The sequence below is a fragment of the Ruegeria sp. CH2 genome (assembly GCF_056537065.1).
In genome coordinates this window covers 218,536-238,955 of sequence record NZ_JBQFQV010000001.1, presented here as the reverse complement: position 1 = coordinate 238,955, position 20,420 = coordinate 218,536, and the positions used below count along the sequence as shown (strand labels likewise).

Genomic DNA, 20,420 nt, shown 5'->3' with positions numbered 1-20,420 from the left:
AGGCGGGTGACGATCCTGCGCCGTCAGATGGACCCAAGTAGTTGTGCTGGCACGGCGGCTGGAAACTTCGGAATAGTCATCTGATCAAACGGCCCGGCCACACGCAAACACCCTGCTCTGCCAATAACTTGGCAAAGGCAAAACGCCGCCCTGAGGGGGCGGCGCTGCTAAGAAGGAGTGTTTAGTTGATCAGCGTCGGCTTGGTGACATTGCTGGCAGGCAGCACACCCAGCCTTCGGGCGACCTCAGAATAGGCATCTGTCAGGCTGCCCAGATCGCGGCGGAATACATCCTTGTCCAGTTTCTGACCGGTCTTGATATCCCACAGGCGGCAGCTGTCCGGGCTGATTTCATCCGCAACGACCAGCCGCTGATAGTCGCCTTCAAACACGCGCCCGATTTCGATCTTGAAGTCAACCAGACGAATACCCACCGCCAGCATCACGCCGCTCAGGAAATCGTTCACGCGCAGCGCAAGGCTGAGGATGTCGTCCATGTCCTGCTGGCTGGCCCAGCCAAACGCGGCGATGTGTTCCTCGGTGACAAGAGGATCGCCCAAGGCATCATCCTTGAAGCAATATTCAACGATCGGACGTGGCAATTGCGTCCCTTCGGCGATGCCAAGACGTTTCGACATCGAACCGGCCGCGTAATTGCGCACGATCACTTCCAGCGGAATGATCTCGCAATTGCGCACCAGTTGTTCACGCATGTTCAGGCGCCGGATGAAGTGGTTCGGAATGCCAATCTGGGTCAGCCCGGTCATAAAGAACTCGGATAAACGGTTGTTCAGCACGCCTTTGCCGTCAATCACGTCCTTCTTCTCGGCGTTGAATGCGGTGGCGTCATCCTTGAAATACTGTACGATGGTGCCCGGCTCGGGGCCTTCATACAGAATTTTGGCCTTGCCTTCGTAGATTTTCTTGCGACGCGCCATAAGCGACCTTTCCAGACTGGCGAAAGGGAATGAGTCCCTTCACGTTGGCGTCCTCATAGTGCAAGCCCTGCGTTCCCGCAAGTTCGCTGCCCCGAGGGCCTTTGACGCAGCGCAAATACCTTGCACCCAGAGTGTCCTATTGTCATATCATCAGTGAGAAACGGTAATCCAAGGGGTCCCCAACCAATGACCACATTCGACGAACGTGAAGCCGCGTTTGAAAGCAAATTCGCCCATGACGAAAAGATGCAGTTTATCGCACGGATGCGCCGCAACCGCTTTATGGCTGTCTGGGCGTCTGCGCTGAAGGGCGAAACTGTTGAACAGGCACGGAAATACGGACAGGAACTGGTTCATACCGACCTGCAGCATGTCGGCGAGGACGATGTTGTCGAGGCAGTCAAAGCCTACTTGGGTGATCTTGCAGATGAAGCCACGATCCGTTCGAAAATGGCCGAGCTTCTGGTTGAGGCCAAAGAACAGGTGATGGCGGAAGGCGAGCATTGATTGCCTGAAATGCAAAACTCATGATCTTCATGAGTTTTATGAATTTGATTTGACGCCCTGGTCATGAGACATGGGGCGTCTCTGTTTTTTTGCAGCGTTTATACGCTTTTTCTGGAATAACCCTATGACAAACGCGCTGAGCAAACTTCTGGACACCAAAGACGCCATCCTTGCGGACGGTGCAACGGGGACCAACTTATTTAACATGGGTCTGCAATCAGGTGATGCACCTGAGCTGTGGAACGTGGATGCTCCGGACAAGATCAGGGCGCTGTATCAGGGGTCAGTCGATGCGGGCAGCGACCTGTTTCTGACCAATACGTTTGGAGGCACTGCGGCGCGTCTGAAACTGCATGATGCGCAGAACCGCGTGGGCGAGCTGAACCGTATCGGCGCAGAACTTGGACGTGAAGTCGCAGACAAAGCCGGGCGCCCTGTTGTCGTGGCCGGATCGGTTGGACCCACCGGCGAGATTATGGAGCCGGTCGGCAGCCTGTCGCATTCCGAAGCGGTTGAAATGTTTCATGAACAGGCCGAGGCTTTGAAAGCGGGCGGGGTTGACGTTCTTTGGGTAGAAACCATCAGCGCGCCCGAGGAGTTCCGCGCGGCAGCCGAGGCCTTTGCACTGGCCGACATGCCCTGGTGCGGCACGATGAGCTTTGACACGGCCGGGCGCACAATGATGGGTGTCACCTCGGCCGATCTTGCGCTTTTGGTTGAAACCTTGCCAAACCCACCGATCGCTTTTGGGGCCAATTGTGGTACCGGCGCGTCGGATATCCTGCGCACGGTTCTGGGTTTTGCTGCGCAAGGCACCGAGCGCCCGCTGATCTCAAAGGGCAATGCGGGCATTCCGAAATACGTGGATGGCCATATCCACTATGACGGGACACCCGAACTGATGGGTCGGTATGCTGCCATGGCGCGGGATTCGGGCGCCACAATCATTGGCGGGTGCTGCGGCACCATGCCCGATCATCTGCGCAAAATGCGCGAAGCGCTGGATACCACTTCGCGCGGCGAGCGTCCGACACTGGATCAGATCACCGAGGCACTGGGGCCGTTTTCGTCGGCTTCGGACGGAACCGAGGGAGACGCAGGCCCCGAACGCCGCACGCGTCGCCGTCGCCGCGCCTAACGTTTATCAACGCCCTTCGAATTTCGGAGGGCGTTTTTCCATGAACGCCACCACGCCTTCAGCAAAATCCCGCGACCGGCCACATTCACCTTGAAGATGCGCCTCGGTCGCAAGCTGCTGCTGCAATGTGTTTTCGTACGTCCCGCGAATGGCACGTTTGATCGCGCCATAGGCCGCCGTTGGACCTTTGGCCAGATATTCTGCCCTTTTGTGCCAATGTGCGGCAAACGTATCATCGGGCACAGCTTCCCAGATCATGCCCCATTCTTCGGCCTGCCGGGCGCTGATCTTGTCAGCAAACAAGGCCGCCCCCATCGCTTTGGCCAAGCCCATCTGGCGCGGCATGAACCAGGTGCCCCCGGCATCGGGCAGCAAGCCGATACGTGCAAACGCCTGTAGGAAATACGCACTTTCCGTTGCAATAACCACATCCGCACACAGCGCAAGGTTGGCCCCTGCCCCCGCAGCAGGTCCGTTTACAGCAGCGATCGTCGGAACCGGACAGCTGTGGATGGTTTCCAGCATCGGCTCGTATTCGTCGCGCAATGATCGTTCCAGATCGATCTTACCGGTCGATGATGCATCGCCCAGATCCTGCCCGGAACAAAACGCCGGACCTGCCCCGGTGATAACGATACAACGCGCTTTAACCGCGGCGTCTTTCATCGCGTGGGTAATCTCTGCCCGCATCCGTGTGGTCAGCGCGTTCATCTTGTCCGGTCTGTTCAGGGTCAGAACCGCCAGACCGTCCGATATGTCCAATAGAACCGTTTCGTAATTCATGAAGACTTTTTCCCTCGCGCCACGTGTTTCAGCACATTTACTTGTCCGGGCAGGTTGGGAAAAGCAGAACCAAACGTCAGTCTTCAAGAATTTGGCGAAGGCGTTCCTGTTCTTCTGCGCTTAGAGCTTCGGTTTCATCTGAAACCTGCGCCCTAGCGCGTGTGCGAAGAAAGTTCAACCCGACTGCGGCAGCGATCAGCAACATGATTGGCCCGGCAAGCCACAACAGCAGATTCGAACCGCTGGTGGTGGGCTTGAGCAAGACATATTCGCCGTAGCGGTCAACGATAAACGCGACAGCCTCTTCGTCGCTGTCACCCGCAACCAGGCGTTCACGCAAAAGCAAGCGCAGATCGCGTGCCAGTTCAGCGTTGCTTTCGTCAATGCTTTCATTGCGACACACCAGGCATCGCAACCCGACACTCAGGTCGCGCGCCCGCTGCTCCAGAACAGGGTCGTCCAGAACTTCGTCAGGTTGTACCGCAAACACCGGCGCTGCCAGCAGCAGCAGGATCAATACAAGGCGTTTCATTCTGCGGGTACTCCGCCAGCGGGGGATTTGCGCGCACCTGCGGCGACACGGAACCGCCTGTCGCTCAGGCTAAGGACACCGCCGAGCGCCATCAGGATACATCCACCCCAGATCCAGTTCGCCAAAGGCTTGATATAGGTGCGCATGACCCAGCCGCCATCTGCCTGCTGATCCCCGATGACGACGTAAAGATCACCAAGAAAACGATAGTCAATCGCGGCCTCGGTCGTCGGCATGCGTGCAACGGGATAATCCCGTTTCTCGGGATGCAGCGTTCCGATGACGCGACCGCCCTTTTCGACCAGAACATCAGCCGTGGTTGAAAAATAGTTCGGCCCCTGTACCCGTCGCACGTCCTGCAATGTCAGTGTAAACTGACCCACTTCGAACGGCTGGTTCAGTTGCGCTACACGGATATCTTCCGCCTCCCACGCGGTCAGACCGGCAATCGCAAAGATCGTCACCCCAAGGCCGGTATGGGCAACTGCCTTACCCCAATCGGCGCCTGGAAGTCGGATCAGACGTATGAAGCTGCCATTGCGGCCTGTCCGGCTCCACAAATCAATGGCGGCACCGAATGTGATCCAAGCCCCCAGGAACAAGCCTACGGGTCCTAACGCGCTGCGGCCGGTCTGCATTGCCCAAACCAACAGCGCAATCGCCAGCGCCAGACCAAAGGCATAGCGCAGGGACCAGGCCGTTTTGCCCAGCCGACCGCGTTTCCACGGCAGCATTGCCCCGATTGGCAGGATAAGCCCCAGCAAAACCATGAATGGAGAAAACGCCGCGTTGAAAAACGGAGCCCCAACCGAAAGTTTGCGGTCAAACATCATCTCGGCCACCATCGGCCACATCGTCCCAACAAAAACGACGAAGCAACTGACCGCCAGAAGGACATTGTTCACGATCAGCGCGCTTTCGCGGCTGACCATGCCAAAAACGCCCTTGGCCTCCATCGCTTGCGCGCGTGCGGCAAACAAGGTAAGCGCGCCGCCGATGAAGAAAACCAGAATGATCAGGATGAACACACCGCGTTCCGGATCATTGGCAAAGGCGTGAACCGAGGTCAGCAGCCCCGAACGCACGATAAACGTACCGATGAGGGAAAATCCAAACGCGATGATTGCCAGCAGAATGGTCCAGCTTTTCAATGCTTCGCGTTTTTCCACAACAATTGCCGAGTGCAACAGCGCCGCCGCCAGCAGCCAGGGCATGAAGGACGCGTTTTCGACCGGGTCCCAGAACCAGAAGCCGCCCCAGCCCAACTCGTAATAGGCCCACCAGGATCCCAGCGCGATACCGATAGTCAGGAAAACCCAGGCCGCCAGCGTCCAGGGGCGTACCCACCGGCCCCAGGCCGCATCGATACGCCCTTCGATCAGGGCAGCAATCGCAAAGCTGAATGCCATGCTCAGCCCGACATAGCCGAGGTACAGAAACGGCGGGTGGAAGGCCAGCCCGGGGTCTTGCAGCAGCGGGTTCAGGTCGCGCCCGTCAAACGGCGCGATGGCAAGCCGGTCAAACGGGTTCGACGTGAACAGGATAAAACCGAAAAACGCCACGGCAATAGCCGATTGAACGGCCAGAACACGGGCTTTGAGTGTCGGTGGCAAGCCACCACCAAAGAAGGCCGCCATCGCACCAAACAGGGTGACGATCAGCACCCACAGCAGCATAGATCCTTCGTGGTTGCCCCATGTTCCACTGATCTTGTACAGCATCGGCTTTGCTGTGTGGCTATTCTCGACCACAATCCTGAGGGAGAAGTCAGACGTTACAAACGCCCAGATCAATGCACCAAATGCAAACGCTGTCAGCAGGAACTGGACGATCGCGGCGGGCTCTGCAAAGCCCATCCAGCCGGCCCAGCGTTTTGAGGCGCCGATCAGGGGAACAACGCTTTGCACAATTGCGACAAAGAACGCGAGGATCAGGGTGAAGTGGCCAAGCTCTGTAATCATGCCCCGGAATATACGCCGGTGCGGAACCGGGGGCCATGACCTTTAGCTTGTTCTGCACGCACAAAGTGTCGCGGGTCAGATACCGCGAAGCTTTCGCCAATCGTTCAGCGCCTGGTTTTCCTCGGGACGTATGACATCGCTGTTCAGCACAGCATCCGGACCGGGATCAGCAACTCCCGGGCTGTCGCTCTGCATCGTGCGCAAGGCCTCGATATTGCTCATGACCGTTGGCAGTTGCGTCATGGTTGAGCGGATATCCCGCTGAAAATCCTGCATTTTACTTTGGTGACGCGCGCCAAAGTAAAACGATACGATCACGCCCAGCAACCACCACAGCGGCTCTGGGACCAAGGCTATGCCCTGCATCCGTGCGGCAAACCATATTGGGTCGACCATGGCGGCAACAAACAAGCCAAGCGTTCCCAATGCCAGCGCCGGGCGCGGTAACCTGTTCACGCCGTCCATGACACGGTCAAAAAGACCCTTCTGAGGTGCCTGAAATTCGCTACCGAACTGCACCATGGCCTGAGTTTGAATCTCATTGGCGCGTACTGCGCCTGCTTCGGTGTTTTCACGATAGAGTTCTGCGGTTTCCTGTAAGACGTTGCGCCCGTTACCAAACAAAAGCGCCAGCACACCTGAAATCAGCCCCATGCCGCGATCCTTCTGGTAAATTCGCTGTCCGAAAGATGATAACGCGGCGAAAGAAATTCTTCGGCCCGTTTTATCCAGCCACCTTTGCCGCCTGATCGGCTACGCGCGTATTTTCTGGATGCAGGCCGCTGATCAGCAAGGCGAAAATAGTAGTTTCGCCGCGCAATCCCGTAGGCGTCGCGCAGGACATCGGGCTCTGGCTGCGCCGCGCTTTTGCAGGCCGCCACGGTTTGCGGGCCTATCACGCCGTCGGCGGTGACGTTAAACCCCATTTCCTGTAGCAGCCGCTGAAGGATCTTCACCGCCTGCGCACCGGCATTCACATACATGTCGAAAACCGAAGCATGCAGGGTTTCGGGAAGCTCCGCAATGTGCGGCTTGTCGAAATAGTGCTGCACAAAGATGTCGACCGCTTGCCGAGGGGACACTGCGCGCACATCCGCCTCGTCAACCCGGCCGTCGCCAGTCAGATCCAAACCCAGCCTGCGCAGGGTGTGAATCGTGACCCCGAACTTGGTTGCCCCGCCCGGATCGTCGGGGTCATCAACAAAGCCCCCTTCACGGGCCACAATCTCTTTGGCAATTTGCCGAACCGTTTGCATACCACCCTCGTAACGTTAGGTGGCCACACCGTTTCCGACAGATATTAATGATTTAAAACGAAACGGAGCGCTGCATGCACCATGCACGCAACGCTCCGTAACAGATTCAAACGGCTTCAGCTTTCTTCCGCGCCTTTGTAGACACCTTGCTCTTTCAGAGCGTCCATGACCTCTTTCGGCATGTAGGTCTCATCATGTTTGGCAAGAATTTCAGTCGCTTCAAAGACGCCGTTCACGTAACTTCCCGTGCCGATCATTCCCTGATTTTCCGAGAAAAGGTCAGGTAGAACACCTGTGAACGAGACCGGAACGCTTTCGCCGCCATCCGTTACAACAAAACGGATGGTTTCGCCCTGTCCGCGGATGATCGAGCCTTCTTCGACCAAGCCGCCAATCCGAAACACTTCGGTCGGTTTCGGCGGCTCTGCAATCACCTCGCTGGGCGAGCGGAAAAAGTTGATCCCGTCCTGCAATGCCCAACCAATCAACGCAGTTGCCGCCACCAAGGCAACAACTGCCACCAGAATGACTTGTACACGCCGACGTTTCTTGAGCGTTTTCATACCATCCTCACGGGAAAAGTGGGGCCATCATCAGGCCCAGAGTTTCATCTTCACCTAACATCAGGTTCGCGTTCTGCAAGGCTTGCCCACTGCTACCTTTTGTCAGGTTATCCAGCGCCGCAATCACAATTGCGCGCCGCTCAATCCGATCCGCCACAACACCGATGTGACAGAAATTCGACCCCCGCACATGGTGGGTCGAAGGGGTCTCACCCATCGGCAGCATCTGGATGAACGGCTCGTCCGCGTAGGCTTTGGCAAGCGTTTCGTAGATGCTGTGCGGGTCACCCTTCACATAGGTTGTGGCCAGAATACCCCTGTTTGCAGGAATAAGGTGAGGCGTGAACTGCACATGCACAGCCCGACCGGCAAGTTTCGAAAACTCCTGATCGAACTCGCCAAGATGCCTGTGTGTCCCTCCGACGGAATAGGCATTGCTGCCTTCGCTCAGTTCAGCGTGCAGCAGGTTTTCCTTCAGTGACCGCCCTGCCCCTGATACGGCGCATTTCAGATCAAGAACGATATCGTCCAGATCAATGACCCCGGCGGATATCAGTGGCCGCAGAACATATTGCCCGGTCGCCGCATTGCACCCGGTACCCGCAACAAGCCGTGCCCTCTTGATGTCTTCGCGGTAGAACTCGGTCAGACCATAGATCGCCTCTTCCTGCTGTTTTAGCGCGGTATGCGGATTACCGTACCATTTTTCGTACTCGTCGGGGTCTGCCAGCCGGAAGTCTGCGGACAGGTCAATGATTTTCAGGCCTTTCGGCAAGTCCCGGATCACTTCCTGACTGGTTTTGTGCGGCAAGGCGCAAAAACACAGGTCGACCTGCGCAAAGTCGATCTCGGAGATTTTGCACAAGTCCGGCAGATCCAAGTGGCGCAGATGCGGGAAGACCTGCGCCATTGTCATGCCAGCCTTACGTTCGGCGGCCAACGCGACGATATCCATGTTCGGGTGCTCGGCGATCAGCCGCACCAGTTCAGCGCCGGTATAGCCCGAAGCGCCCAGAATTGCGATTTTATGGGTCATTTCAGACCTCTTTCACTTGAGTGTCACATGTTTCGACCGCCGATGCGACGGCCTTGAAATAAGGGAAGCAGAGCGGCTGCGTCCTTGACCTAAGTCAGGCAGCCTGGAACGTGATTTGTCGTCGGAGGAACTGCGTCGCCCGGTCGCTGACAACATTGGGTTTGCCCGTTGTCAGAAAACCACTTGGGCCCTCGCCCAACATGGTGGGATGACGTTGCAGGTAATCTGCCAGACTGTCAGCAACAAGCGCACCCTGGCTGTAAACCTGCACATCTTCACCCAACGCAGCCTGGAATGCTTCGGCCATCAACGGGTAATGCGTGCAGCCCAGAATAGCGGCCTGAGGTTCCGGCATCTTGCGCTTGAGCGCATCCACATGGCTGCGCACCAAGGCTTCGGCCAGGATCATGTCGCCGTCTTCTATGGCATCCACAACGCCGCCACAGGCCTGTGCCTCGACATCCACACCGATGGCCCGAAAGGCCAATTCACGCTGAAAGGCCCGACTGGATACCGTGGCAGGCGTTGCAAACAATGCCACATGTTTGACGGCCACTTCGCGCGGCGGAGAATTGTCGCCCCATTGCCGTTCGGTCAGCGCTTCGATCAACGGGACAAAAACGCCAAGAACGCGTTTGCCGCTGGGCACGCCCTCTTCCTGCATGCGCCGCAACGCTGCGGCGCTGGCCGTGTTGCAGGCCAGAATCACCAGATTGCAGCCACGCGACCACAGATCCTGAACCGCCTTGCGGGTCAGTTGATAGATATCCTCGGCATCACGCACACCGTATGGCGCGTGTGCACTATCTGCAAAATACAGGAAATCAACGTCCGGCAGACGTTGCTGCGCGGCACTCAGGACGGTCAGACCGCCCAAACCGGAATCAAAGATACCTACTGCCATTAGATCACTCAGGCGCGATGCCGTTCCTCAAACTCATAGCCGTAATCATAAGACTTCAACGGCGTTGGAGACAGCTCATACGTGGCTTTGCGCAGGAAATCCATCATCTTGCGCGTATCCTTGCTGAGCGGGTCCAGAATGTCGCGCCTGATCGGCTCTCCGACTACGACCTTCACCGGTGTATCAACGCGTTTCTTGAACTCTTTGATCAGCAGGCCCATCCGCAAAGTACTGTGCAGATGGCTGGCGATCTGAAACAGACGAGACGTGTGGCCATCAAAGAAAACCGGAACAACTGTGGCATTAGATTTTGCCACCATCCGCGCGGTAAACCCGCGCCAACCCGGATCCATGGGGTGGGAAAACGGCTTAACCCCGGTGCTGACCGTCCCGCCGGGAAAAATGCCGATCGCCCCGCCTTCGCTCAGATATGTGAGTGCGGTTTTGCGGGTCTCAAGGTTCAGCTGCATCGCCTCTTTCGTTTCATCAAACGAAATTGGCAGAATGATGCGATTCAGGTCTTCGGCCTTGCGAAACACCCGATGGGCCAGAATGCGGAAATCACCCCGCGTCTCGGACAGGATATGTCCCATCATCAGGCCATCCAGAATTCCGTAGGGATGATTGGCAATCAGGATCAGAGGACCGTCTTTCGGGATATTCGAAAGCGATCCCCCCTCCACGTCCAGTGTCAGCCCATAGCGTTCGACCATCACAGCCCAAAAGTCGCGCCCATTGGCAACGTCTTTCTCGTACCCGTCCGCGCGTTTGATCAGGCGCATACGGCCCGTCGTGTTCTCCATCAGCTTGATAACCATCCGCCCACCTTTGGTTTCGGCGGAATGCGCATAGGAAATGTCGCGAACGGCATGACGACGGGAAGGCATATGGGTCTCCGGTTTGCTGCCTGCAAAATAAGTGCAAGTAACAATTTTGCCTAGCTATCGTGACACGCTTGTGACGTTTTATTCCGCCGCAGCCTGCAACCCTGTCCCTCCGCCGCGAATGACGGCCAGCAACTCCTCGCGCCGTTTGGCTGCTTTGGCCTCGTTCTCGCGCAATACGGGGCCAAACCCACGGATATCCAGCGGCAATCGAGCCAGGGCGGCAATCGCATCGCGTGTTGTCTGCGATACAAGCGGCAGAACCTCGCGCATGTCCTTTTCATATTGACGGATCAACGCACGTTCCATCCTGCGTTCCGACGAATAGCCGAAGATATCCAGTGGCGTACCGCGCAGTGCCTTCAACCGGGTCAAAAGCTTCAGTGGGCCAAGGATGGCTTCGCCAAACGCACGTTTGCGGGGTCTGCCGTTGCTGCCCGATTCCCCCAAAAAGGGCGGGGCCAGATGGAACGTCATCTTGAAATCACCATCGAACTCGGCAGCCGCTTTGTCACGGCTTGTCAGAAGAAGGCGCGCGACTTCGTATTCATCCTTGTAGGACAAAAGCTTGTGATAGCCTTTTGCCACCGCCTCGCGGATATCCGCATCCTCAACACTGTCGACCAGCTTGCGATACCGTTTGGCCAGCCGCGCACTTTGGTAATCGGTCAGATGGCTTGCGCGGAATTCGATCTTCTGATCCAGCGATCTGGGCATCTCGGTCACGGTCGGGGACAGAATGGACTGCACTTCAGCGGGATGCAGAACCGCCCAACGCCCGATATCGAACGCACGCTTGTTCCGTTCAATCGTAGTTCCGTTCAATTCGATGGCATCAAAGATCGCCTGATGGCTGACGGGCAACAACCCCCGCTGCCACGCCGCGCCAAAGATCATCATGTTGGAATAGATCGAGTCGCCCATCACGGCGCGTGCCAACTCGGTCGCGTCAAACAGCGAGACACCTTCTTTTAACCGTGCCTGGAGGGCCAGTTCCAGCTGATCGGCAGGAATGCGGAACTCGGTATTGCGCGTAAAGTCGCCTGTTACCGTCTCATGGCTGTTCACAACGGCGCCTGTACGGCCTGTGCGCGTCAGGCCCAAAGTTTTGGCTCCAGCGGACACCACCAGATCACCGCCGATCAGCGCATGGGCTTCGCCGGTTGCGACACGGATGGCGCTGATGTCTTCGGGTGCGTTGGCCAGACGGCAATGGATGTGAACCGCGCCGCCCTTCTGCGCCAAGCCCGCCATTTCCATCATGCCCGCGCCTTTGCCGTCAATCTGGGCAGCCTGCGCAAGAATCGCGCCCAGCGTGACAACACCGGTTCCCCCGACACCCGTGATCACCACGTTATGGGTGCCGCTGATCTTGGGCAACACCGGCATCGGCAGGTCCGGCAAGTCGATTTCGGTCGTTGCCTCTTTGCGGATTTTCGCCCCCTCAAGCGTGACAAAGGATGGGCAAAAGCCGTTCAGGCAGGAATAATCCTTGTTGCAGCTTGACTGATCGATGGCGCGCTTGCGTCCGAGTTCTGTTTCCTTGGGCACAATCGACACACAGTTCGACTGCACCCCGCAATCGCCGCAGCCTTCGCAGACATCGGTATTGATAAATACGCGCTTGTCCGGGTCCGGGAACGTGCCGCGTTTGCGGCGACGGCGTTTTTCGGCCGCACAGGTCTGAACATAAACGATGACCGAGACGCCCTCGATCTCGCGAAATTTCTCCTGTACCTGCATCAGTTCCGCACGCTCGAACGTCTGAACACTCGACGGCAGAGCCTTGAAGTTCACGTCTTCTTTTTCGTCATAGACCAGAGCAACCTCACGGACACCCATGGCTTTGACTTCGGCAACGATCCGTTCTGCAGTCAGATCGCCTTCATTCTCCTGCCCGCCCGTCATGGCGACGGCATCGTTAAACAGGATCTTAAAGGTGATGTTCGTGCCCGCAGACAACGCCGCACGGATCGCCTGAACGCCCGAGTGGTTATAGGTGCCATCGCCAAGGTTCTGGAACACGTGTTTGGTGGTCGAAAACGGGGCCTCACCGATCCAGTTCGCGCCTTCACCGCCCATCTGGGTAAAGCCGGTGGTATTCCGGTCCATCCACTGAACCATGTAATGACAACCGATCCCTGCATAGGCACGGCTGCCATCCGGGACTTTGGTCGAACTGTTGTGCGGACAGCCCGAGCAGAAATACGGAAGCCTTGTTGCGATTTCCTGTGCGTTGTCGGCCCGGCGCGCCTCGGACAAAGAGGCCAGCCCGGCCCGAATACCATCGGTTTCACGCCCTTCTTCGATCAGGATTTCACCCAGCTTTTCAGCAATCATGATCGGGTCGAGCGCGCCACGGGTCGGAAACAGTTCGTCGCGGTGCAACGTACCGGCACCGCCCTTGTACCACCCATAAACCCGGCGGCCGCGACGGTCGTCAAAGATAGCCTCTTTGACCTGAACTTCGATCAGCTTGCGCTTTTCCTCGACGATCACGATCAGGTCCAGCCCTTCGGCCCAGTCGTGGAACCCGACCATGTCCAGCGGGAAGGTCTGCCCCACCTTGTAGGTGGTGATCCCCAGCCGTTCGGCTTCGGATTCATTGATATTCAAAAGCGACAGCGCATGGGTCAGGTCCAGCCAGTTCTTGCCCGCCGCAACAAACCCGATCTTTGCACCCGGTTTGCCCCATATCCGCCTGTCCAGCTTGTTGGCATGCGAAAACGTCTCGGCTGCAAACCTTTTGTAATCGATGACGCGCGTTTCCTGCAGGTGCGGCGTGTCCCCCAGGCGGATATTCAAACCGCCTTCCGGCATATCGAAATCAGGTACGACGACCTGCATTCGGTCGGGGCGACCATCCACAACCGAGGTAACCTCGATTGTGTCCTTCATGGTCTTTAGCCCAACCCAAACCCCAGCAAAACGGCTGAGCGCAAAGCCGTATATTCCGTAGTCGAGGATTTCCTGCACACCCGCCGGGCTGACGACAGGCATATACATATCTACCAGTGACCATTCGGACTGATGCAACACGGTCGAGCTTTCGCCGGTATGGTCATCACCCATCGCCATAAGCACACCGCCATGCTTGGCGGTTCCGGCCATATTCGCGTGGCGCATGACATCACCGGACCGGTCTACGCCCGGCCCCTTGCCGTACCAAAGCCCAAAAACCCCATCGAACTTGCCGTCGCCGCGCAAGCCGGCCTGTTGGCTGCCCCACAGCGCCGTTGCCGCCAGATCTTCGTTCAATCCGAATTGAAACGTAACATCGCTTTGGGACAACTGCCTTTGCGCCCGCATCATCTGCTGATCAACAGCGCCAAGTGGCGAGCCACGATATCCAGTCACCAGCCCCGCAGTGTTCAGTCCCGCCTGCCGGTCTCTGGCCTTTTGCATCAGCATCAACCGGACAAGTGCCTGTGTTCCGTTCAGAAGAACGGGGCTTTTCTCAAGATCGAACCGGTCGTTTAACGTAATCTGTGGCTGACTCATCAGACGTCTCCCCTCGCCAGATCAGTGTGCATGTACTCAGCGCATTTTAGGTCATAATTTCTGACCTGTATAGGTTTTATGCACTGAACTGTAACGATTTCGGCCTTTGATTGTAGAACTTGTTACCTGTTTCATATAGGCGTTCGAAAAGATAACGAAAGTTGCGGCGATGGATTGGGACAAGCTTAGAATATTTCACGCGGTGGCCGATGCGGGCAGCCTCACACATGCCGGGGACAAGCTCAATTTGTCTCAATCCGCCGTGAGCAGACAGATCCGTGCGCTGGAAGAGTCGTTGGATGCCACCCTTTTTCACCGTCACGCCCGGGGGCTGATTCTCACCGAACAGGGTGAATTGTTGTTCGACGCCACATCCGCCATGTCAAAACGGCTGGACGCAGCTGCCGCACGCATTCGCGACAGTGAAGAAGAGGTCTTTGGCGTTCTTCGGGTCACGACGACCTTTGGGTTCGGCACACTGTGGCTCGCCCCTCGCCTGCCCAAGCTTTATGAACAATATCCTGATCTGAACATCGACCTGATGCTGGAAGAACGAGTTCTGGACCTTCCCATGCGAGAAGCGGATGTCGCCATTCGCATGAAGGAACCCAGCCAGGCAGATCTTGTGCGAAAACGCCTGATGACGGTTCAGATGGCGCTTTACGCGACGCACAACTACATCGAAGCCCATGGTGGAATGCTGAAATCTCTGGAGGATATCCAAAATCACCGGCTGATCTGTCAAACACCCGCGGCACCCCAGGTGGGCGCCAGCGCGGCCATGGTTCGCCACCTTATGACCTACAATCCCGCATCCCTGTTGACGGTAAACAACTACTTCGGCGTCCTTCAGGGAGTGTTGCACAATCTCGGCATTGGGGTTCTGCCAGATTACGTCACACAGGATTTCCCGCATCTTGTGCCAGTTCTGTCGGATGTCGAAACCGCTGACGTGCCGGTCTATCTGGCTTATCCCGAAGAACTCCGACACTCCAAACGTGTCGGGGCGTTCCGCGACTTTGTGCAGGACGAGATCATCGCACAGCGCAAACAACTGAAAAAGATGGGAAAACTTTAGCTATGCATAAATGGCATAGCGGGCATGAGGACATTTCAGGGTTAAATTCCTTGAACGTTTACAATCTGACCCCTAAATGAGCACTCGAAGGCGGTGATGCTGAAACGCTCATCATCTTCATACCTCCCTGTTGGACTACGGCCGAGCTTATTGCTCGGCCTTTTTTTTGCTCTAGGCGTTGCATCAAGTCAGCGAAAGCTCTGGGAAAAATACACGCATAGGCATATGATCCCAAAAAAACGAGATAATTTCGTGTTCGAGGGAGAATCATGTTCCACCCATTCCGCCTTATGTTGGCGATTGTCTGCACTCTATTTTTGGCGGTTCCGCTTTATGCGCAAGATACCGGCTCAACTTCTTCAGTGACCATTCCGGACGATCTAACACCTGAGCAGGTCGATGGTCTGGTTGCCCGCATGTCAGATGACCAGGTGCGCGCCATTCTGTTAGAGCGCCTTGATGCGGTCGCCGAAAAGCAGGCTGCCGAGAAGGCGAACGTGGAAGACCCGCTGACCGAAATCAGTGAGATATGGGCCGAGATGGTCTCGTCCTGGACACATGTTCTGACCACGCTTCCCAATATTGTCACGGCACAGATAACTGCGTTTGGCAATTTCAGCGACACGTTTGGAACGTCCGGCGTCCTTACCCTGTTTGGGCTTATTCTTTCTGTGTTGATTGCGGGTTTCATAGCCGAGAAACTGTTCATTTTCCTGACCCGTCGCTGGCATGAAGCGACCGAAGTTGGGGATGAGGCCGATCTCAGGGGCGCCATCAGTTACCTGTTCCGAAGGTTCTGCCGCGAAATTGCCGGGCTGATCGTGTTCTATGTTGTCATTCGCGCGATTGGTCGCGGGCTTCTGACACCCGAACAGATCACTTATGCCGCTCCGTTTGTTTTCTATCTGATCTGGATTCCACGCCTGGGGGCTGCGGCCTCACGTTTTGTTCTGGCACCGGAGAAGCCCAAATATCGGTTGGTGAGTATTGACGACCATTGGGCAAAATATCTGCATCGCAATCTGATCGGGCTGTTGATCCTGATTGGGTTCACACTGTTTGTTGTGCGCTTTAACGCTCTTAATGGCGTGACAGGTGACGATACACGCATCGGCTTCTGGCTGAACGCGGCAACCCATGTCTATATCGCTATCATCGCATGGACCGCGCGCGAAGGGTTGTCTCAGATGATGCTGGGAACAGATCCGGATCACACGAAATTCGATGAAGAAGTTGCGCATTATTATCCCTACTTCGCCATTGGCGTTTCGGTGACAATCTGGCTGCTGGTCGAATTCCTGGTCGCGCAACGCGATCCGTCGACGCTCAGATTGCTTGGAGGTGGTGCGCATTTCACAACCATGTTCTGGTTGCTGATTGCCCCTGCCCTCGACACTTTGATCCGCGGGCTGGTGCGCCACTTGCAGCCGCCAATGTCAGGAGAAGGCCCGCTGGCCGAACGCGCTCATCGCGCGGCCAAGCGCAGCTATATCCGGATTGGGCGGGTTATTGCGGGTTTGGTCGTGGTTTTCATGATCGCCCGCACGTGGCATCTTGACCTGCGCAATGTCGCCTCGGCCGGTGTCAGTGCCGAAGTTGGCGGCGCTGTCATTGAATTCCTTCTGATCATTGCGGTCGGCTACATCCTGAACGAGGTTGTTTCACTATGGATCAACCGCAGGCTGGCCAAGGAACAGACCGCAGCTGAAGCAGTCGACGAGGAAGCAAGCGGTGAAGGCGGCGGTGCCGGGGGCTCTCGTCTGGCGACGGTTCTGCCGCTGATGCGGATTACGGCCCAAGTCACAATTTCGGTAATCTTTGGCCTGCTGGCCTTGGGTGCGCTGGGTATCAACATCACACCGCTTCTGGCCGGTGCCGGTGTTCTGGGTCTGGCCATCGGCTTTGGTGCTCAGAAACTGGTGGCGGATATCGTCGGTGGTGTTTTCTTTCTGGTCGATGATGCCTTCCGCGTCGGCGAATATGTCGATGTGGGCGGAACCACCGGAACGGTCGAAAAAATCTCGATCCGTTCAATGCAACTGCGTCATCACAGGGGGCCTGTGCACACAATCCCTTATGGTGAAATCCAGAAGCTGACGAATTACAGCCGTGACTGGGTGATTATGAAGCTGAAGTTCACCGTGCCCTTCGATACCGATCCCAACAAGGTCAAGAAAATCTTCAAGAAGATCGGGGCCGAGATGATGGAGGACGAAACCCACAAAGAAGGCTTCCTGCAACCCTTCAAGTCTCAGGGTGTGTTCGACTTCGACGATGTGGGCATGATCATTCGCGGTAAATTCATGGCAAAGCCCGGCAAGCAGTTCACCTTGCGCAAGGAAATCTTCAACAAGGTCAAGGCCGAGTTCAAGGCCAACGGCATCGACTTTGCCCGCCGCGAGGTGCGCGTTGCAATTCCCGGACTGGAAGAGGTCGAGCATCTGACGCCCGAGCAGAAGACTGCTGTTGGCGCCGCAGCTGCTGCCGAGGTCAACAAAGACCAGGGATCGGCGTAACCTTCGGGGTTTACGTCGGCGATTTGCAGCAGGACTGCTGTGCGGTTTTTCGGAACCGGCCGTGATGCCGGTTCCGTTTTTCTTTGAAAGACGCGACCTGCGCCGACTTGACCCTTTCCACACGCGCGTGCTTGCCCTACAAGGCGCGCAATCTCGGCCCACTTGGACACAGGACAGAAGATGCAAGAGCCCGCCATCACACCCGATCTGATTGCCGCACATGGGCTCAAGCCCGAGGAATACGACATGATCCTCGAGATCATCGGGCGTGAACCGACCTTTACCGAGCTTGGCATTTTCTCGGCTATGTGGAACGAACATTGTTCTTACAAGTCGTCGAAGAAGTGGTTGCGCACTCTTCCGACCTCGGGACCTCAGGTCATTTGCGGACCGGGCGAGAATGCCGGTGTCGTGGATATCGGCGACGGTCAGGCCGTTGTTTTCAAGATGGAAAGTCACAATCACCCGTCTTACATCGAGCCCTATCAAGGCGCGGCAACGGGTGTCGGCGGCATCCTTCGGGACGTGTTCACCATGGGTGCGCGCCCGATCGCTTCGATGAACGCGCTGTCCTTCGGAGAACCCGGCCACCACAAAACCCGCCAGCTGGTCAACGGCGTGGTCGAAGGTGTTGGCGGCTATGGCAACTGTTTCGGTGTTCCCTGCGTTGGGGGCGAGGTGCGCTTTCACCCGGCTTACAACGGCAACTGCCTTGTGAACGCCTTTGCCGCCGGTTTGGCCGACAGTGACAAGATTTTCTACTCTGCCGCGTCGGGCGTGGGCATGCCTGTGGTTTATCTGGGTGCCAAGACCGGACGCGACGGTGTCGGCGGCGCGACGATGGCCTCGGCCGAGTTTGACGACACCATCGAGGAAAAACGCCCTACTGTTCAGGTGGGTGATCCCTTCACCGAGAAACGCCTGATGGAAGCAACGCTTGAGCTGATGCAGACCGGTGCCGTGATCTCGATTCAAGACATGGGTGCTGCGGGCCTGACCTGTTCCGCCGTTGAGATGGGCGATAAGGGCGGTCTGGGCGTGCGTCTGGATCTGGAAAACGTCCCCCAGCGCGAAGAGAACATGACAGCTTATGAAATGATGCTGTCCGAATCTCAGGAACGCATGCTGATGGTTCTCAAACCCGAACTTGAGGCCGAAGCCCGCGCCGTGTTCGAAAAATGGGATCTCGATTTCGCAATCGTTGGCGAAACCATTGCCGAAGACCGCTTCCTGATCATGCACAACGGTGAGGTCAAGGCCGATCTCGTCCTGTCCAAACTGTCTTCGACCGCGCCCGAATATGATCGCCCTTGGGTGCCGACGCCCGAAGCCGAGGAACTGGCCGAAGTGCCTCAGATCGACCCGATTGACGGCCTGCGCGCCTTACTTTCGTCGCCCAACTACGCGGGCAAGCAGTGGGTTTATGAGCAATACGACACGATGGTGATGGCGGATACAAACCGGACACCGGGCCTGGGCGCGGGTATGGTGCGCGTCCACGGCACCGACAAGGTGCTGGCGTTTACCTCTGACGTGACCCCGCGCTACGTCCGCGCCAACCCGGTTGAAGGCGGCAAACAGGCGGTGGCCGAAGCCTACCGCAACCTGACGGCTGTTGGGGCGAAACCGTTGGCTACCACCGACAACCTGAACTTCGGCAACCCGGAAAAGCCCGAAATCATGGGCCAGTTTGTTGGCGCCATTCAGGGAATCGGCGCCGCAGTCGGCGCGCTGGATATGCCGATCGTGTCCGGCAACGTGTCGCTGTATAATGAAACCGACGGCCAGGCGATCCTGCCCACCCCCACAATCGGCGCTGTCGGGCTGCTGAACCACAGCGATGAAATCATCGGCAACGAAGTGCGCGAGGGTCACGTGGCTTTGGTGATCGGTGAAACCAAAGGCCATCTGGGTCAGTCAGCCCTTCTGGCCGAAGTCTTCAACCGAGAAGATGGCGACGCACCACATGTGAATCTGGACGCTGAAAAACGCAATGGTGATTTCATTCGCGCCAATCGTGGAATGATCAAGGCCTGCACAGACCTGAGTGATGGCGGCCTTGCGCTGGCGGCCTTCGAACTTGCCGAGGCAGCCGGGGTTGGCGTGTGCCTGGATGATGCACCGACGGAATTTCTGTTCGGGGAAGATCAGGCACGGTATCTGGTCGCGTGCAACTTTGATCAGGCCGAGGCGTTGATGATCGCGGCGGGTCAGGCAGGTGTGCCGCTGGTCTCGGTTGGCCGTTTCACCGGCGATACGATCAGGATCGGCGGCTCGGAGGCCTCGTTAGAAGACTTGACGGCCATTTTCCGCAACAGTTTTGCCGACGCCGTCGCCTGATCAGGCTACAAAAATCTCGCTTGAAACCTGCGCCCTGAATAAGCGCAGGTTTCGTCGTTTTGGCACATTCATGTGCCCTTGCGCGCCCGGTTCAGGCGCTCTACATCTTTGGAAAGACCTTCAGGAGTTACCTACATGCCGATGAGCGCCCATCAAATCGAACACCTGCTGCGAGAAGCTTTTCCTGACGCGGATATTCAGGTCGGCGGCAACGACGGTGTTCATATGTCCGCCATGGTGGTGGACGAGAGCTTTCGCGGCAAAAACCGGGTGCAGCAACAACGCGCGGTTTATGCCGCGCTGAAAGGCAAGATGGATGGCCCAGATGGTGAGCTGCACGCGCTGGCGCTGACGACGAAAGTACCTGAGTGAGTGCAACCGTCTGGATATACGGCATTTGTGGACTGATTGCCTTTGCCGGCAGCGCCTTTATTATCAGATCGGCAATGAAAAATAGGCGCTCCGACAAAATTCGGGGTGTGAA

General features: G+C 57.0%; 17 protein-coding genes. 6 read left to right on the top strand and 11 right to left on the bottom strand.

Going from position 1 to position 20,420, the window contains the following annotated elements:
• Window positions 1–181 precede the first annotated feature (181 nt).
• Window positions 182–937 carry a phosphoribosylaminoimidazolesuccinocarboxamide synthase gene (gene purC / locus ACR0M9_RS01140; protein WP_209504015.1) on the bottom strand — a complete coding sequence of 252 codons (756 nt, stop codon included), beginning with the start codon at window positions 935–937 and terminating at the stop codon, window positions 182–184.
• Window positions 938–1,123: 186 nt separating this feature from the next.
• On the opposite strand from purC, the gene ACR0M9_RS01135 reads away from it, so the two are divergent.
• Both ACR0M9_RS01135 and bmt read left to right on the top strand, forming a co-directional pair.
• On the top strand, window positions 1,124–1,444 hold the full coding sequence (locus tag ACR0M9_RS01135) for a DUF1476 domain-containing protein (RefSeq protein ID WP_267364605.1): 321 nt from the start codon (window positions 1,124–1,126) through the stop codon (window positions 1,442–1,444).
• 124 nt (window positions 1,445–1,568) lie between these two features.
• Window positions 1,569–2,582 (top strand): betaine--homocysteine S-methyltransferase, encoded by a 1,014-nt coding sequence (bmt, locus tag ACR0M9_RS01130; protein WP_480772658.1) that lies wholly within the window; start codon window positions 1,569–1,571, stop codon window positions 2,580–2,582.
• A gap of 6 nt (window positions 2,583–2,588) precedes the next feature.
• Here bmt and ACR0M9_RS01125 read toward each other — a convergent pair whose 3' ends face one another.
• The 10 genes from ACR0M9_RS01125 to ACR0M9_RS01080 form a co-directional block, all read right to left on the bottom strand.
• Window positions 2,589–3,365, bottom strand: coding sequence for an enoyl-CoA hydratase-related protein (locus tag ACR0M9_RS01125; protein WP_480485732.1), 777 nt, complete (start codon window positions 3,363–3,365; stop codon window positions 2,589–2,591).
• Window positions 3,366–3,441: 76 nt separating this feature from the next.
• A complete protein-coding gene (locus ACR0M9_RS01120) occupies window positions 3,442–3,897 on the bottom strand; it encodes a cytochrome c-type biogenesis protein (protein ID WP_480505293.1) in 456 nt (151 codons plus the stop codon).
• Window positions 3,894–5,858 (bottom strand): heme lyase CcmF/NrfE family subunit, encoded by a 1,965-nt coding sequence (locus ACR0M9_RS01115; protein WP_480772657.1) that lies wholly within the window; start codon window positions 5,856–5,858, stop codon window positions 3,894–3,896. The genes ACR0M9_RS01120 and ACR0M9_RS01115 overlap by 4 nt, the downstream gene beginning before the upstream one ends.
• A gap of 75 nt (window positions 5,859–5,933) precedes the next feature.
• The gene (locus ACR0M9_RS01110; protein WP_480564897.1) at window positions 5,934–6,512 is read right to left on the bottom strand and encodes a holin family protein; all 579 of its coding nucleotides are present in this window, start codon (window positions 6,510–6,512) and stop codon (window positions 5,934–5,936) included.
• The gene (locus ACR0M9_RS01105; RefSeq protein WP_480772656.1) at window positions 6,503–7,114 is read right to left on the bottom strand and encodes a holin-associated N-acetylmuramidase; all 612 of its coding nucleotides are present in this window, start codon (window positions 7,112–7,114) and stop codon (window positions 6,503–6,505) included. The genes ACR0M9_RS01110 and ACR0M9_RS01105 overlap by 10 nt, the downstream gene beginning before the upstream one ends.
• Window positions 7,115–7,230: 116 nt before the next feature.
• Window positions 7,231–7,677 carry a cytochrome c maturation protein CcmE gene (gene ccmE, locus ACR0M9_RS01100; RefSeq protein ID WP_209504023.1) on the bottom strand — a complete coding sequence of 149 codons (447 nt, stop codon included), beginning with the start codon at window positions 7,675–7,677 and terminating at the stop codon, window positions 7,231–7,233.
• Between the two features lie 7 nt (window positions 7,678–7,684).
• Window positions 7,685–8,713, bottom strand: coding sequence for an N-acetyl-gamma-glutamyl-phosphate reductase (argC, locus tag ACR0M9_RS01095; protein ID WP_480772655.1), 1,029 nt, complete (start codon window positions 8,711–8,713; stop codon window positions 7,685–7,687).
• A gap of 94 nt (window positions 8,714–8,807) precedes the next feature.
• Entirely contained in the window at window positions 8,808–9,617 is an 810-nt protein-coding gene (gene murI, locus ACR0M9_RS01090) for a glutamate racemase (protein ID WP_209596136.1), read from the bottom strand.
• An 8-nt stretch (window positions 9,618–9,625) separates the two neighbouring features.
• Entirely contained in the window at window positions 9,626–10,504 is an 879-nt protein-coding gene (locus tag ACR0M9_RS01085) for a lysophospholipid acyltransferase family protein (RefSeq protein WP_480772654.1), read from the bottom strand.
• Window positions 10,505–10,582: 78 nt separating this feature from the next.
• Window positions 10,583–14,002 (bottom strand): indolepyruvate ferredoxin oxidoreductase family protein, encoded by a 3,420-nt coding sequence (locus ACR0M9_RS01080; RefSeq protein ID WP_480772653.1) that lies wholly within the window; start codon window positions 14,000–14,002, stop codon window positions 10,583–10,585.
• 169 nt (window positions 14,003–14,171) lie between these two features.
• Between ACR0M9_RS01080 and ACR0M9_RS01075 the strand changes: the two genes are divergently transcribed.
• The 4 genes from ACR0M9_RS01075 (at window position 14,172) to ACR0M9_RS01060 (ending at window position 20,308) form a co-directional block, all read left to right on the top strand.
• Window positions 14,172–15,080, top strand: coding sequence for a LysR family transcriptional regulator (locus tag ACR0M9_RS01075; RefSeq protein ID WP_480481095.1), 909 nt, complete (start codon window positions 14,172–14,174; stop codon window positions 15,078–15,080).
• Between the two features lie 269 nt (window positions 15,081–15,349).
• Window positions 15,350–17,596 carry a mechanosensitive ion channel family protein gene (locus ACR0M9_RS01070; RefSeq protein ID WP_480545611.1) on the top strand — a complete coding sequence of 749 codons (2,247 nt, stop codon included), beginning with the start codon at window positions 15,350–15,352 and terminating at the stop codon, window positions 17,594–17,596.
• Between the two features lie 180 nt (window positions 17,597–17,776).
• Window positions 17,777–19,936 (top strand): phosphoribosylformylglycinamidine synthase subunit PurL, encoded by a 2,160-nt coding sequence (purL, locus tag ACR0M9_RS01065; protein ID WP_480772652.1) that lies wholly within the window; start codon window positions 17,777–17,779, stop codon window positions 19,934–19,936.
• Window positions 19,937–20,071: 135 nt separating this feature from the next.
• Window positions 20,072–20,308, top strand: coding sequence for a BolA/IbaG family iron-sulfur metabolism protein (locus tag ACR0M9_RS01060; RefSeq protein ID WP_267363417.1), 237 nt, complete (start codon window positions 20,072–20,074; stop codon window positions 20,306–20,308).
• Window positions 20,309–20,420: the final 112 nt, after the last annotated feature.

Bases quoted from the DNA above. Each gene is read 5' to 3' on its own strand.
- purL (WP_480772652.1), top strand. From the start codon at position 17,777: ATGCAAGAGCCCGCCATCACACCCGATCTGATTGCCGCACATGGGCTC.
- murI (WP_209596136.1), bottom strand. From the start codon at position 9,617: ATGGCAGTAGGTATCTTTGATTCCGGTTTGGGCGGTCTGACCGTCCTG.
- ACR0M9_RS01060 (WP_267363417.1), top strand. From the start codon at position 20,072: ATGCCGATGAGCGCCCATCAAATCGAACACCTGCTGCGAGAAGCTTTT.
- ACR0M9_RS01135 (WP_267364605.1), top strand. From the start codon at position 1,124: ATGACCACATTCGACGAACGTGAAGCCGCGTTTGAAAGCAAATTCGCC.
- ACR0M9_RS01110 (WP_480564897.1), bottom strand. From the start codon at position 6,512: ATGGGGCTGATTTCAGGTGTGCTGGCGCTTTTGTTTGGTAACGGGCGC.
- purC (WP_209504015.1), bottom strand. From the start codon at position 937: ATGGCGCGTCGCAAGAAAATCTACGAAGGCAAGGCCAAAATTCTGTAT.
- ACR0M9_RS01120 (WP_480505293.1), bottom strand. From the start codon at position 3,897: ATGAAACGCCTTGTATTGATCCTGCTGCTGCTGGCAGCGCCGGTGTTT.
- ccmE (WP_209504023.1), bottom strand. From the start codon at position 7,677: ATGAAAACGCTCAAGAAACGTCGGCGTGTACAAGTCATTCTGGTGGCA.
- ACR0M9_RS01080 (WP_480772653.1), bottom strand. From the start codon at position 14,002: ATGAGTCAGCCACAGATTACGTTAAACGACCGGTTCGATCTTGAGAAA.
- argC (WP_480772655.1), bottom strand. From the start codon at position 8,713: ATGACCCATAAAATCGCAATTCTGGGCGCTTCGGGCTATACCGGCGCT.
- ACR0M9_RS01115 (WP_480772657.1), bottom strand. From the start codon at position 5,858: ATGATTACAGAGCTTGGCCACTTCACCCTGATCCTCGCGTTCTTTGTC.
- ACR0M9_RS01085 (WP_480772654.1), bottom strand. From the start codon at position 10,504: ATGCCTTCCCGTCGTCATGCCGTTCGCGACATTTCCTATGCGCATTCC.
- ACR0M9_RS01125 (WP_480485732.1), bottom strand. From the start codon at position 3,365: ATGAATTACGAAACGGTTCTATTGGACATATCGGACGGTCTGGCGGTT.
- bmt (WP_480772658.1), top strand. From the start codon at position 1,569: ATGACAAACGCGCTGAGCAAACTTCTGGACACCAAAGACGCCATCCTT.
- ACR0M9_RS01105 (WP_480772656.1), bottom strand. From the start codon at position 7,114: ATGCAAACGGTTCGGCAAATTGCCAAAGAGATTGTGGCCCGTGAAGGG.
- ACR0M9_RS01070 (WP_480545611.1), top strand. From the start codon at position 15,350: ATGTTCCACCCATTCCGCCTTATGTTGGCGATTGTCTGCACTCTATTT.
- ACR0M9_RS01075 (WP_480481095.1), top strand. From the start codon at position 14,172: ATGGATTGGGACAAGCTTAGAATATTTCACGCGGTGGCCGATGCGGGC.